This is a genomic window from Pseudomonas sp. GW821-FHT11D10 (assembly GCF_058808435.1).
This window is the reverse complement of the sequence record NZ_JBXARR010000006.1, coordinates 1-12,674: the sequence shown is the minus strand read 5'-3', so window position 1 is coordinate 12,674 and position 12,674 is coordinate 1. Positions and strand designations below refer to the sequence as shown.

Sequence of the window (12,674 nt, the reverse complement as noted above, 5' to 3'; positions counted from 1 at the left end):
TTGAAGTTTTTATCCTGGAACCCGGCCGCTGGCCGGGCTCAACCCTGAACGGAATTGTGGTCATTTATGGAACAGTCGAAGTTGCGCAAAGTCGGTCTGGGTATCGCGTTGACGCTGGTGGCCGGGTTGGTGTTCTACACGGTGCAGGCGCCGGCCGAGGCGCCGCAATACCTGACCGCCACGGTCGAACGTGGTGACATTGAAAACGCAGTGCTGGCCACCGGTTTGCTGGAGGGCATCAAGCAGGTGGACGTCGGTGCCCAGGTTTCGGGGCAGTTGAAGTCGCTCAAGGTCAAGGTCGGCGACAAGGTCAAGAAGGGCCAGTGGCTGGCGGAAATCGACCCGCTGGTGCTGCAGAACACGCTGCGTCAGGCACAGGTCGATGAGGAGAATCTGCAAGCCCAGCGCCGGGCGACTCAGGCTCAGCTGCGCCAGACCAAGGCGATCTACGAGCGCTATCAGAATCTGCAGGAGGACGCCTCGATTTCGCGGCAGGATTTCGAAACCGCGCAATCGAACTACGAAGTGCAGCAGGCCAATCTGTTGTCGCTGGACGCGCAGATCAAGAGTGCACATATCCAGATCGACACGGCCAAGGTCAACCTGGCCTACACGCGAATCGTCGCGCCCATCGACGGCGATGTGGTGGGCATCGTGACCCAGGAAGGCCAGACCGTGATCGCCAACCAGCTGGCGCCGATCCTGCTCAAACTGGCGGACCTGGACACCATGACCGTCAAGGCCCAAGTGTCGGAGGCCGACGTCATTCACATCGCGCCGGGGCAGGAGGTGTACTTCACCATTCTCGGCGAGGACAAGCGTTATTACGGCAAGCTGCGCGGCACTGAGCCTGCGCCGCAGAACTTCCTGGAAACCCCGCCCGCCGGCACGCCGAAGCAGAACACGGCGGTGTTCTACAACGCGCTGTTCGAGGTGCCCAACCCCGATCACCGTTTGCGCATTTCCATGACGGCTCAGGTGCGGGTGGTGCTCGATACCGCCAAATCGGTGCTGACGATTCCGGTGGCGGCGCTGGGTCCGCGCAACAACGACGGCAGTTTCCCGGTGCGGGTGCTGGACGCCAAGGGCCAGGCGCAGTCGCGCAATGTGCAGACCGGGATCAACAACAACGTCAAGGTGCAGGTCAACGACGGTCTGGCCGAAGGTGACCGGGTGGTGATCGGTGATCCGGTGACGAAAGTGGCAGGGGCATGAGCATGAGCGAACCTCTGCTGCAACTGACCGAAATCAGCCGCAGTTTCACTGCGGGCGACCGTGAATTTCTGGCGCTGAAGAACATCAACCTGACGATCCATGCCGGGGAAATGGTGGCGATCATCGGCGCCTCGGGCTCCGGCAAATCGACATTGATGAACATCCTCGGCTGCCTCGATTACGCCACGGCCGGCAGCTACAAGATCAATGGCCGGGAGACACGGGATCTGGACAATCAGGCGCTGGCCGAACTGCGTCGTGACTATTTCGGTTTCATCTTCCAGCGCTACCACTTGCTGCCGCATCTGAGCGCGATGCACAACGTCGAGATGCCGGCGATCTACGCCGGCACGCCGGAGCCACAACGGCATGCTCGAGCCCGTGAGTTGTTGGCGCGCCTTGGGCTGGAAGGGCACCTGACCCATCGCCCGAGCCAGCTATCGGGCGGTCAGCAGCAGCGGGTGAGTATCGCCCGTGCGCTGATGAATGGCGGCGAAGTGATCCTCGCGGACGAGCCGACCGGCGCCCTCGACACCACCAGCGGCAAGGAGGTGATGCGGATTCTGCTGGAGCTGCACGCGGCCGGGCACACGGTGATTCTGGTGACCCACGACCCCAAGGTCGCGGCCAACGCCGAGCGCATCATCGAAGTCAGCGACGGCGAAATCCTCAGCGACCGCCGTAACGAGCGCGACACCACGGCACTGACCAATGAGGACGCGGTCCCCAAATCCACGGCAGCGCGGCGTCTGGTGGCCAGCCTCGGGTTGTTCAAGGAAGCCTTCAACATGGCCTGGGTCGCGCTGATCTCCCATCGCATGCGCACCTTGCTGACGATGCTCGGGATCGTCATCGGCATCACCTCGGTGGTGTCGATCTCGGCCATCGGCGAAGGGGCCAAGCGCTATGTGCTCAAAGATATTCAAGCCATCGGCAGCAACACCATCGATATCTATTCCGGCACCAGTTTCGGCGATAGCCGTTCGGCGGCCATCGAAACCCTGGTGCCGGCGGACGTGACGGCGCTTAATCAGCTGTATTACGTCGACAGCGCCACGCCGGTGGTCGGGCGCAATCTGTTGCTGCGCTATCGCAACATCGACCTCGATGCCCAGGTCAACGGCGTCAGCGATCTGTACTTTCAGGTGCGCGGGATCAAGATGGAGTCGGGCATTGCGTTCAGCGAAAGCGATGCCCGGCGCCAGGCGCAGGTGGTGGTGATCGATCACAACACCCGCCATCGATTGTTCGGCGAAGGAGTCGATCCGCTGGGGCAGGTGATTCTGATCGGCAATTTGCCGTGCACCGTGATCGGCGTGGCGGCGGAGAACAAGAACATTTTTTCGTCGAGCAAATCGCTCAACGTCTGGGTGCCCTATGAAACCGCAGCCGGGCGGCTGTTGGGCCAGCGTTATCTGGACAGCATCAGTGTGCGGATCAAGGACGGCCAGCCGAGCAAAGTGGTGGAAGACAACGTCAATAAACTGATGCTGCAGCGCCACGGCACCAAGGACTTCTTCACCAACAACCTCGACAGCGTCATGCAGACTGTGCAGAAAACCAGTCGCTCGCTGGCGTTGTTGCTGTCGCTGATTGCGGTGATTTCGCTGGTGGTCGGGGGCATCGGGGTGATGAACATCATGCTGGTGTCGGTTACTGAGCGTACCCGTGAAATCGGCATTCGCATGGCGGTGGGGGCGCGGCAGTCGGACATCCGGCAGCAGTTTCTGGTGGAGGCGGTGATGGTCTGTCTGCTGGGCGGCGCTATCGGTATCTCCCTGAGTTATGCGATCGGCCACCTGTTTTCGCTGTTCATCAAGGAGTGGGAAATGGTGTTCTCGCTGACCTCGGTGCTCACGGCGGTGATCTGCTCGACGCTGATCGGCATCGTGTTCGGCTTCGTGCCGGCGCGCAATGCGTCGCGGCTCGACCCTATCGAGGCGTTGGCGCGGGACTGACCGGCGGGTATGAAAAAAAAACCGCCGTCCCTGGCAAGGCGGCGGTTTTTTTACAGGCGTGCGAACGATCAGGCCGCGTTGGACGGGTCGCAGGCGGCCGGGCAGTCTTCAGGTGAATACATCCAGCGCATCAGTGAATGGCGGCCGCTGATTCCCAATTTGATGGCGGCGCGCTTGAGGTAGCTCTCGACGGTATTGACCTTCAGTTGCAACTGTTCGGCCAGTTCTGGCGCGGTGCGGCCAGCGAGGAGGCCGACGCACACTTCCATTTCCCGATTGGACAGGCTCAGGCCCAGTTGCTGCACGCGCTCGCAAAAACGCAATCGCAGGGTTTCCAGGCCTTGCAGCGAGGCTTCGGTCGCTGCGGCTTGCGCCTCGGGATCCGCATTCGCCGGTTGCAGCGCGTGGATGTGCTTTTCCACCATCGGCAGCAATACCGGGGAGATGTCCTGCAACAGACTGCGCTCCCGGGCGGAAAACCGCTTCGACGGGCCGCAGCGGTACACGGAAATCACATAACGGTAACCGTCCTTGCGCCGGGTCAGGTGCAACTGCGAAGCATCGGTGACCGTGGAGGGTTCGGGGGAGGGCACGTCGCTGCTGCCGGGATCGGTGCTCAGTTCGGAATATACCGTCTCGGCCGCCAGTGTCGCCTCTTTGGGGCATTCAGGGTCGGTGCGCGGTTGCGCACGTCCGACCGGCTCCACGCGCATCTGCCGGATATGCGTGGCATCCACGGCCAGTTGGGTGAGGATCAGGTCATGCAGCATCCGGGGAAAATGCCGGCTGCCGGTGCTGGCGATAACCTTGCCGATGTGAGGGAACAGATGTGAGTTCATGTGTTTCATCCATGAGTAGCAATGGGGGAATTGCGCTTTCCCGACTCTCCGGCTGATGTCCTTGGCCGGCGACCACAAATCGGGAAATTGGATCCTATCCTAGTACAACGTTTGAGCGACGGTTTAATGAAGGGGCTATTAGCTCATAACCAGGGTGAGTGACGTGACACGTGGGTCGATGCCCGTGCTACGGCAACAAGTTTGAAGGTGTTCGAAGTGATTGGTGAAATGTCCTGCAGGGACTTTCAGAGAAATCCTACTTATGACAGCTATTAACGCGCATAAAAAAGCCCGTTTCAGCCGAAAACTGAAACGGGCTTCTTCCCGCATCAACGACCGGTTATTTCAGGTCGTTGAAATGGTCTCGCAGGAATTCGTAAAAGCGGAACGCTTGAAACGATCTCCATACGAGGCTCAGCGTACGCAGCAATAGCTTCATACGTTTTGGCCTCCAGGTCGGGGGCCAAACCTCCAGCGCACTTACCGGATCATGTGTGCCTTCGGACAAGCACGTCAGTGTTATCCATGAGGCGGCCGGTTGTGATCCCTCCGAGCCATCATTCCGGCACGGGTGCAAAACCGTGTCGAAGGGCATGAAACCGTTATGGTTCCAGCCAAACCTCACGGATGCACTGGCGAGTGAGCGCGGGCATATTAACCCGTCTCATGGCGTGATTTTGAGGTTCCTGGAAAAAGACTCTGTGTGTTTTGTAATTCGTTATTTCTGTCAGCATGATCTGGTGTGTTAAAGGCCCGGCAGGTCTGCCCTTGTATGAGCAGATCGTCGTTAAATACACGCAAAATAACGTTGCAAGGAAAACCAAAGATTAATAGTATTCCCGCACGTCAGTGTTGTCCGTGAGCCATCAAGCCTCAGCCGCAAACTGAGGCTTGTCGAAAAAACCGCCCCGCAAAGGCGGTTTTTTTTCGCCCATCGTTTGGCCCTCGCCAGCGATCCTACGCCTCGGTCATCGACGGCAACGCGGCATCTACCAGCGCGATCCAGTGCCGGACCGGCGTGCGCCCCGCACCGTCGAGGTGGGCCTGACAGCCGATATTGGCGGTGACGATGATGTCCGGATGGCCGCTTTCCAGGGCGTTGAGTTTTTGCTCGCGCAACTGCCGGGCCAGTGTTGGCTGAGTCAGCGAGTAGGTGCCCGCCGAGCCACAGCACAGATGTGCGTCCGGCACAGCCGTGAGGGTGAAGCCCAGTCGAGTCAGCACCGACTCCACCGCACCGCCCAGTTTCTGCGCGTGCTGCAACGTACAGGGACAGTGAAAGGCCAAGCGTTGATCGGCGTGGATGTCGAGGGATTCAAGCGGTTCGTCTCTTAGCACTTCCACCAGATCCCGGGCCAGCGTGCTGACACGTCTTGCCTTCTCGGCGTAGACCGGATCGGCGCCGAGCAAATGCCCGTAATCCTTGATGAACGCACCGCAACCGCTGGCGGTCTGCACGATCGCCTCGGCACCCTGTTCGATGGCCGGCCACCACGCATCAATATTGTGGCGGGCGCGGTCAAGGCCGGTGGCTTGAGCGTCGAGGTGATAATCTACCGCACCGCAACAGCCAGCTTCGCGGGCCGGGATCACGCTGATGCCCAGACGATCCAGCACCCGTGCCGTTGCCGCATTGGTATTGGGTGACAAAACCGGCTGCACGCAACCCTCCAGCATCAGCACTTGCCGTGCATGGGAGATGGCGGGACGTGATGCAGGCATCACCGCGCTGCGTGGCAATTTGTCTTGCAGGGCATCGGGCAGTAGCGCCCGGAATATCTGACCGCCATTGACCAACCCTTTGAACAACCGTGGATTGGGCACGATGTTTCGCAACCCTTCACGCAACAGGCGTTGCCCGAGCGGCCGCGGGACGGCGGCGTCGACCACTGCCCGACCGATGTCGAGCAGGTTGTGATAATCCACGCCGGAAGGGCAGGTGGTTTCACAGCTTCGGCAGGACAGGCAGCGATCCAGGTGTTGCTGGGTTTTGGCCGTAACTTCGTTGCCTTCGAGCACTTGCTTGATCAAATAGATGCGCCCGCGCGGGCCGTCCAGTTCATCGCCGAGCAATTGATAAGTCGGGCAGGTTGCGTTGCAGAATCCGCAATGAACGCACGTGCGCAGGATGCTTTCGGCCTCTTCGGCGCGGGGCAGTTGTCGGGCTTGCGGGCTGAGGGTGGTCTGCATGGCTCAAAGCTCCGCGTACTGACGCCCGGGATTGAAAATGCCCCGGGGGTCGAGTTGTCGTTTGAGTTGGCGGTGATAGTGCAGCAGGGCGGGCGCCAGAGGATGGAACGGTTCATCGATCAGGCCGTGGCTGTAGCAGGTCGCATGCCCGCCGACATCGCCGACGACTTTGCGAATGATCGCCGCTTCGGCCGTGGATTTGAGCCAGCGTTGCGCGCCGCCCCAGTCGAGCCACTGTTCGCCGGGCAGGTTCAGCGGCGGCGTGTTGAGCGGCACGGACAGGCGCCAGAGCGGTTGGTCTTCATCGAAGAAGCCCAGGCGTTGCTCGTTGAGGTCGGCCCAGAACGAACTGTCGATCAATTCGCCGCCAAGGCGATCATGGGCGGCCGCCACTGAACCTTCGCCACCCTCCAGACGCAAGCGCAATTGCCGGCCATCGTGACACGCGGCGCTGATCGGCAACGGTTGCTGGCCCCATTCGGCCAGACGCTGCAAAGCTTGTTCACCGGTCATTTCCAGGCCGAGGCTCAGGCACGCTCGCGGTTTGGGCAGCACCTTGAGCGAGACTTCCGTGATGACTCCCAACGAGCCGTAACTGCCGGTCATCAGGCGCGACAGGTCGTAGCCGGCGACGTTTTTCATGACTTCGCCGCCGAAGCGCAGATGTTTGCCATGTCCGGTGATGATCCGCGTGCCCAGCACGAAATCGCGCACCGATCCCGACCACGGTCGGCGCGGCCCGGACAGGCCCGTGGCAATTGTGCCGCCGACCGTGGCGTCGTCGGCGAAGGCGGGTGGTTCACACGCCAGCATCTGTTGCGAGGCGTCCAGCACGGCCAGCAATTCTGCCAGCGGAGTGCCGCAGCGCGCGGTGATCGCCAGTTCGGTCGGATCGTAGCTGACGATGCCGCGATGGGCACGGGTATCAAGAATCTCGCCACCGACGATGCGTCCGAGAAACGCCTTGCTGTTCGCCCCCTGGATGCGCAGCGGCGTAGCGTTTTCCAGTGCCCGGTTGACCTGTTCGAGCAGCGCGGCGCTGTCATCGAAATCCTTGGTGTCACCCATCAGAACCGCTCCAGTTCAGGGAAGGGCAATTGCCCGTGGTGCACGTGCAGGGCACCGAATTCTGCGCAGCGATGCAGCGTCGGAATGTTTTTGCCGGGATTGAGCAGGCCACCGGGGTCGAAGGCTGCCTTTACGGCGTGGAACAGGGTCAGCTCATCACGGTTGAACTGCGCGCACATCTGGTTGATTTTTTCCCGGCCCACGCCGTGTTCGCCGGTGATGCTGCCGCCAACCTTCACGCACAATTCGAGGATGTTGCCGCCCAGCGCCTCGGCACGTTCCAGTTCGCCGGGCTGATTGGCATCGAACAGAATCAGTGGATGCATGTTGCCGTCGCCGGCGTGGAATACGTTGGCGACCCGCAAGCCATATTCGGCTGAAAGCTGCGCAATCGCTTGCAGTACGCCGGGTAGCTCGCGGCGTGGAATGGTGCCGTCCATGCAGTAATAGTCCGGAGATAACCGTCCTACGGCGGGGAAGGCATTCTTGCGTCCGGCCCAGAATCGCACGCGCTCGGCTTCGTCCCGGGCCTGACGCAGTTCGGTGGCACCGGCGTGTTCGAGCACCTGTCGGACCCGCGCGCAATCATCGTGGACATCCGCTTCAACGCCATCGAGTTCGCAGAGCAGAATGGCCTCGGCATCCACCGGATAACCCGCGTGGATAAAATCTTCGGCGGCGCGGATCGCCAGGTTGTCCATCATCTCCAGACCACCGGGAATAATGCCGGCTGCGATGATGTCAGCCACGGCGCGCCCCGCCTTTTCCACGGAGTCGAATGCCGCCAGCAGCACTTTGGCAGTCTGCGGTTTGGGCAAGAGTTTGACCGTGACTTCGGTGATGACGCCGAGCAGTCCTTCGGAGCCGGTGAACAGTGCCAACAGGTCGAAACCGGGGGAATCCAGCGCGTTCGATCCCAGCGTCAGGTGTTCGCCATCGACGGTAAGGATCTCGACCTTGAGTAGATTGTGCACGGTCAGACCGTACTTGAGGCAGTGCACGCCGCCGGCGTTTTCCGCCACGTTGCCGCCGATGGAGCAGGCGATTTGCGAAGACGGATCGGGCGCGTAATACAGCCCGAACGGCGCAGCAGCCTGGGAAATCGCCAGGTTGCGCACCCCGGGTTGAACCCGTGCGGTGCGGGCTTCGGGGTCGATCTGCAGGATATTGTTGAAGCGCGCCATCACCAGCAGCACACCTTTTTCCAGCGGCAGGGCACCGCCGGACAAACCGGTTCCGGCGCCCCGGGCCACCACCGGTACCCGCCGTTCGTGGCAAATCCGCAACACACCTTGAACTTCATCGATGTGCCGTGGCAGTACCACCAGCAGCGGCGTGGTGCGATAGGCGGAGAGGCCATCGCATTCATACGGCTTGAGTTCTTCAAGCTGATGCAGGATTTCCAGATCCGGCCACTGGCGCTGCAGGGCCTGCAACAGTGCGGCTTTGTCGACGTCGGGCAAAACGCCGTCGACCTGTTCGTCGTAGAGAATGTTCATGATCGGTGGACGACCCTCCGTTGTCGTTATTCGAGGTCGGTGCCGTTTTCCATCATTGGGCCGCTGACCCCGAGAAGTAAAGCGTAGCGGCCGGTGGCCCGTTGTCCCGCGTGCTCCTGTAATATGCGGCCACCTCACCTCAACGAGCATGGAAAATGGATTCTCACTCGATTCTGGCCTTTACCCTGGTTGCCGCGATTGCCATCGCAAGCCCGGGGCCTGCGACCCTGATGGCGATCAACAATAGCCTGGCCCATGGTCAGCGCAGCGCGATCTGGTCATCCCTCGGTAATGCCAGCGGTCTGTTCTGTCTGTCGGCGGCGGCGATGCTGGGACTTGGGGCGTTGCTGGCCAGTTCCGAAATGTTGTTCAACGCGGTGAAAATCATCGGTGCCGGTTATCTGTTCTACCTCGGGATCCGGCAGTTGTTCAAAAAGGGTTCGATGCTCCCCGAGAGCGTTGAAGATGACTCGAAAAAGGTCCGGCCTACTCGCAGCAAACTGTACAAGTCAGCGTTCCTGACGGCCGTAACCAATCCCAAGGCGACAATGTTCTTCACCGCACTGTTCCCGCAGTTCATCGATCAGGGCGCGGCATTGCTGCCGCAGTTTCTGATCCTTACCTCGATTTTCATGGGGTTGTCGGTGATGTCGCTGACGCTTTATGCAGCGCTCGCCTCGCGGGCCAAGGGCGTGCTGACCCGGCCTGCGCTGTCCCGCTGGGTCAGTCGCGTAGTGGGGACTACGTTTATCGGTTTCGGGGCTGCGATTCTGACGATGCGTCGGCAGGCGGCCTGAGTGGCGAGGATGCCACCAGTAAGGAGGTGACGAACACAACGCCCGAGCTGCGCAGGCGTTGTGTGGTATCAGCCGAACTTCAGTCCAGATCGTCTGTTTGATGGCGTTCCGGAACCTGGCTGGCTTCATCGCCCCACGTCCGGTTGACACGCTGGCCACGAATTACCGCAGGCCGTTCGGCAATCTCTTGCGCCCAGCGCTGCACGTGGGTGTACTCGTGAGCGGAAAGAAACTCGGCGGCGGAGTACACGTTGTTGCGCACCAGTTGTCCGTACCACGGCCAGACCGCGATGTCGGCGATGGTGTAGTCATTGCCGGCAAGGTAGGGGCTTTCACTCAGACGGCGATCGAGCACATCCAGCTGCCGCTTGGTTTCCATGGTGAACCGGTTGATCGGGTATTCGAGCTTTTCTGGCGCATACGCATAGAAATGCCCGAAACCGCCGCCCAGGTAAGGGGCCGAGCCCATCTGCCAGAACAGCCAGTTCAGGGTTTCGGTGCGTCCCGCCAGATCGGTGGGCAGGAAGGCGCCGAATTTTTCCGCCAGATAGAGCAGGATCGAGCCGGATTCGAAGACGCGAATGGCCGGTTCTACGCTGCGATCCAGCAACGCCGGAATTTTCGAGTTGGGGGTGATCTCGACAAAGCCGCTGGAGAACTGGTCGCCCTCGTTGATGCGGATCAGCCAGGCATCGTACTCGGCGTCGGTGCGTCCGAGCGCCAGCAACTCCTCAAGCAGGATGGTCACTTTCACGCCGTTGGGCGTGGCCAGTGAATACAGCTGCAACGGATGTTTGCCAATTGGCAGCGTCTTGTCGTGCGTCGGCCCGGCAATCGGGCGATTGATGCTGGCGAACTGGCCGCCGGACGGAGCGATGTGTTTCCAGACCTTGGGTGGAACGTAGGGCGCCTTGCTCATGAAACGGACCTCATCGGTTGCGAGGAATATCATGTGGCCACATCGTCGCCGGCCACTCCCTCTATATAGAAGAATACTGTTCGTCAGCGGCAGAGCGTGGGCGCGAACCCGTGCGCAATTGCGCCGGACTCACGCCGAGGCGCTGTTTGAAGGCTGTGGTCATATGCGCCTGTGAGTTGAAGCCGCAAGCGAGGGCGATCTGCGAGAGGCTGGCCGTTGTATCGCACATTGATGCTCGGGCTTTGGCCAGTCGTCTGTCGATCAGGTAACTGTGAGGGCTTTTGCCTGTCGCCTGCTTGAAGGCGCGCATGAAGTAGCCCTCGGACAACTCCAGTAGCTGCGCCATCGCCGGGACACTGATCGGGCCGTCGAGGCGGGCGTGGATGAATTCATCCAGCAGCCGCATTCGGTTGTCGGTGATCGAGCCTTGAGGCACCACAGCCTCATGACCTTCTATCCGTGTCGCCAGCTCGAACGCCCAGCTTTCCCAGTCATCCTCCGGAGAGGCCAGCAACAGCGCACTGCGCATTCGTGATGCTAGATGAATGGCTTGCGGGTCGATGCGATTGTTGAACGCGCGGTCACCGGCCAGTGCTGTGCCATCGGTACGTATCACCCGCAGATACTCGCCACCCATGGGCGACTCGGACATCACGTCACATCCAGCCGGAACAAACGCCAGGCCATTGGGCATCGCATCGAAAGGGCGTATTCGGTCAGTACCAATCGCGTGTACGCCGCGCTGGCTGTCGAAGGCAAAGCCGATCGCTGACTGGGTCGCCACGTACCGCGCCGAGTAGGCTGCGCCCGGCAGCAGCTCGATCGCCCACGGGCCGGCTTCGACACGACGTATCGGTTCATCAACGGTTATGGGATGGCGACGGTTTCGATGGTTCATGAGCACCATAGTAGAGAAGAGGTCGGATAAAAGTCAGGTCAGTTTTTTGAAAGCCGACGTGGTGTGTCCGTGCCTAGACTGGGCCAAAGTCCAAGGAGCCACTTATATGCACGCATTCACTCGCGACGACATCGAAAACGCTGCCCGCCAGGTTTATCAGGTGATGCCGCCTACCGCCCAATACCGTTGGCCGTTGCTGGCTGAGCGGTTGGGTTGCACTGTCTGGGTCAAGCATGAAAATCACACGCCGACCGGCGCCTTCAAGGTGCGTGGCGGCATTACCTTTATGCACTGGCTGCGGCGTGAGCATCCGGCTGTCAAAGGCATCGTCTCTGCAACGCGCGGCAATCACGGTCAGAGTCTGGCGCTGGCAGCGCGGACCGCGGGCCTGAAAGCGTTGATCGTGGTGCCGCAGGGCAATTCGCTGGAAAAGAACAACGCCATGCGTGGCTTTGGTGGTGAAGTGGTCGAATACGGGCGCGATTTTGACGAGGCGCGTGAAGAGGCGGCGCGCCTGGCACTGGAGCATGACCTTTTTCTGGTGCCACCGTTTCACGTTGAACTGGTCAAGGGCGTGGCGACCTATGCGCTGGAGCTGTTCGGTGCGGCGCCGGATCTGGACACGGTTTACGTGCCCATTGGTTGCGGATCGGGGATCTGCGGGGTGATCGCTGCCCGCGACGCGCTAGGACTGAATGCTGAAGTGGTGGGGGTGGTGTCGACAGAGGCCGCGGCCGCCAAGCTGTCGTTCGAAGCGAACGCGATCTGCGAAACCGCGTTGGCGAATACGTTCGCGGATGGTCTGGCTGTCCGCAAGCCGATTGCGCAGGCGTTCGACATCTATAAGGAAGGGGCAGCGAGGATTCTCTCGGTCAGCGAAGGAGAGATTGCCGAAGCCATGCGCGTCTATTACACCGATACCCACAACCTTGCGGAGGGCGCGGGCGCGTCAGCGCTGGCGGCGTTGATGCAGGAGCGTGAGAGGATGCGAGGGGAAAAGGTTGGGGTGATTCTGTCCGGGGGGAATATTGACCGGTCGGTGTATGCGAAGGTGATTGGTTGATTGGTTGCTGATGTGCTGGCGGGCTCGGCATTCAGTGACTGCGATAGCCGGTGTGTCGCTGGGCAATATAGTGCGCACTCGCTGCGTTCGCGTCTATATGGAAGCGGCCTTTTCCCCCTCTTGATAGAAAACGCAAATTAAGGGTTGACGACAGATTCTGAGTCTCTATAATTCGCCCCACTTCCGGCGCGGTCGAAACGGAAAACTCCTTGGGATTCAATGAGTTAA

General features: G+C 60.7%; 11 protein-coding genes. 4 read left to right on the top strand and 7 right to left on the bottom strand.

Annotation, left to right across the window (positions count from 1 at the left end):
* Positions 1–66 precede the first annotated feature (66 nt).
* Both macA and AC1RT4_RS18535 read left to right on the top strand, forming a co-directional pair.
* Positions 67–1,215 carry a macrolide transporter subunit MacA gene (macA, locus tag AC1RT4_RS18540; protein WP_230737285.1) on the top strand — a complete coding sequence of 383 codons (1,149 nt, stop codon included), beginning with the start codon at positions 67–69 and terminating at the stop codon, positions 1,213–1,215.
* Between the two features lie 2 nt (positions 1,216–1,217).
* Entirely contained in the window at positions 1,218–3,173 is a 1,956-nt protein-coding gene (locus AC1RT4_RS18535) for a MacB family efflux pump subunit (RefSeq protein ID WP_493086873.1), read from the top strand.
* Positions 3,174–3,241: 68 nt separating this feature from the next.
* Here AC1RT4_RS18535 and AC1RT4_RS18530 read toward each other — a convergent pair whose 3' ends face one another.
* The 4 genes from AC1RT4_RS18530 to glcD all read right to left on the bottom strand — a co-directional run bounded on the left by AC1RT4_RS18530 (position 3,242) and on the right by glcD (position 8,769).
* Positions 3,242–4,012 carry a helix-turn-helix transcriptional regulator gene (locus AC1RT4_RS18530; protein WP_493086871.1) on the bottom strand — a complete coding sequence of 257 codons (771 nt, stop codon included), beginning with the start codon at positions 4,010–4,012 and terminating at the stop codon, positions 3,242–3,244.
* Positions 4,013–4,969: 957 nt separating this feature from the next.
* Positions 4,970–6,202, bottom strand: a complete 1,233-nt coding sequence (gene glcF, locus AC1RT4_RS18525; RefSeq protein WP_493086869.1) for a glycolate oxidase subunit GlcF — start codon at positions 6,200–6,202, stop codon at positions 4,970–4,972.
* Positions 6,203–6,205: 3 nt separating this feature from the next.
* A complete protein-coding gene (gene glcE, locus AC1RT4_RS18520; protein ID WP_493086867.1) occupies positions 6,206–7,270 on the bottom strand; it encodes a glycolate oxidase subunit GlcE in 1,065 nt (354 codons plus the stop codon).
* Entirely contained in the window at positions 7,270–8,769 is a 1,500-nt protein-coding gene (gene glcD, locus AC1RT4_RS18515) for a glycolate oxidase subunit GlcD (RefSeq protein WP_493086865.1), read from the bottom strand. The genes glcE and glcD overlap by 1 nt, the downstream gene beginning before the upstream one ends.
* Positions 8,770–8,924: 155 nt before the next feature.
* Here glcD and AC1RT4_RS18510 point away from each other — a divergent pair, with 155 nt between their 5' ends.
* Positions 8,925–9,566 carry a LysE family translocator gene (locus AC1RT4_RS18510; protein WP_493086863.1) on the top strand — a complete coding sequence of 214 codons (642 nt, stop codon included), beginning with the start codon at positions 8,925–8,927 and terminating at the stop codon, positions 9,564–9,566.
* Between the two features lie 79 nt (positions 9,567–9,645).
* Here AC1RT4_RS18510 and yghU read toward each other — a convergent pair whose 3' ends face one another.
* Both yghU and AC1RT4_RS18500 read right to left on the bottom strand, forming a co-directional pair.
* Positions 9,646–10,485 carry a glutathione-dependent disulfide-bond oxidoreductase gene (gene yghU, locus AC1RT4_RS18505; protein WP_493086861.1) on the bottom strand — a complete coding sequence of 280 codons (840 nt, stop codon included), beginning with the start codon at positions 10,483–10,485 and terminating at the stop codon, positions 9,646–9,648.
* Positions 10,486–10,546: 61 nt separating this feature from the next.
* Positions 10,547–11,392 carry a helix-turn-helix transcriptional regulator gene (locus tag AC1RT4_RS18500; protein ID WP_493086859.1) on the bottom strand — a complete coding sequence of 282 codons (846 nt, stop codon included), beginning with the start codon at positions 11,390–11,392 and terminating at the stop codon, positions 10,547–10,549.
* A 97-nt stretch (positions 11,393–11,489) separates the two neighbouring features.
* Here AC1RT4_RS18500 and AC1RT4_RS18495 point away from each other — a divergent pair, with 97 nt between their 5' ends.
* A complete protein-coding gene (locus AC1RT4_RS18495; RefSeq protein WP_493086857.1) occupies positions 11,490–12,446 on the top strand; it encodes a threonine dehydratase in 957 nt (318 codons plus the stop codon).
* A gap of 31 nt (positions 12,447–12,477) precedes the next feature.
* Here AC1RT4_RS18495 and AC1RT4_RS18490 read toward each other — a convergent pair.
* On the bottom strand, positions 12,478–12,674 hold a 197-nt coding region (locus AC1RT4_RS18490), incomplete at its 5' end, for a hypothetical protein (RefSeq protein WP_493086855.1).

Bases quoted from the DNA above. Each gene is read 5' to 3' on its own strand.
- AC1RT4_RS18500 (WP_493086859.1), bottom strand. From the start codon at position 11,392: ATGGTGCTCATGAACCATCGAAACCGTCGCCATCCCATAACCGTTGAT.
- macA (WP_230737285.1), top strand. From the start codon at position 67: ATGGAACAGTCGAAGTTGCGCAAAGTCGGTCTGGGTATCGCGTTGACG.
- AC1RT4_RS18530 (WP_493086871.1), bottom strand. From the start codon at position 4,012: ATGAACTCACATCTGTTCCCTCACATCGGCAAGGTTATCGCCAGCACC.
- AC1RT4_RS18510 (WP_493086863.1), top strand. From the start codon at position 8,925: ATGGATTCTCACTCGATTCTGGCCTTTACCCTGGTTGCCGCGATTGCC.
- AC1RT4_RS18495 (WP_493086857.1), top strand. From the start codon at position 11,490: ATGCACGCATTCACTCGCGACGACATCGAAAACGCTGCCCGCCAGGTT.
- glcD (WP_493086865.1), bottom strand. From the start codon at position 8,769: ATGAACATTCTCTACGACGAACAGGTCGACGGCGTTTTGCCCGACGTC.
- glcE (WP_493086867.1), bottom strand. From the start codon at position 7,270: ATGGGTGACACCAAGGATTTCGATGACAGCGCCGCGCTGCTCGAACAG.
- glcF (WP_493086869.1), bottom strand. From the start codon at position 6,202: ATGCAGACCACCCTCAGCCCGCAAGCCCGACAACTGCCCCGCGCCGAA.
- AC1RT4_RS18535 (WP_493086873.1), top strand. From the start codon at position 1,218: ATGAGCGAACCTCTGCTGCAACTGACCGAAATCAGCCGCAGTTTCACT.
- yghU (WP_493086861.1), bottom strand. From the start codon at position 10,485: ATGAGCAAGGCGCCCTACGTTCCACCCAAGGTCTGGAAACACATCGCT.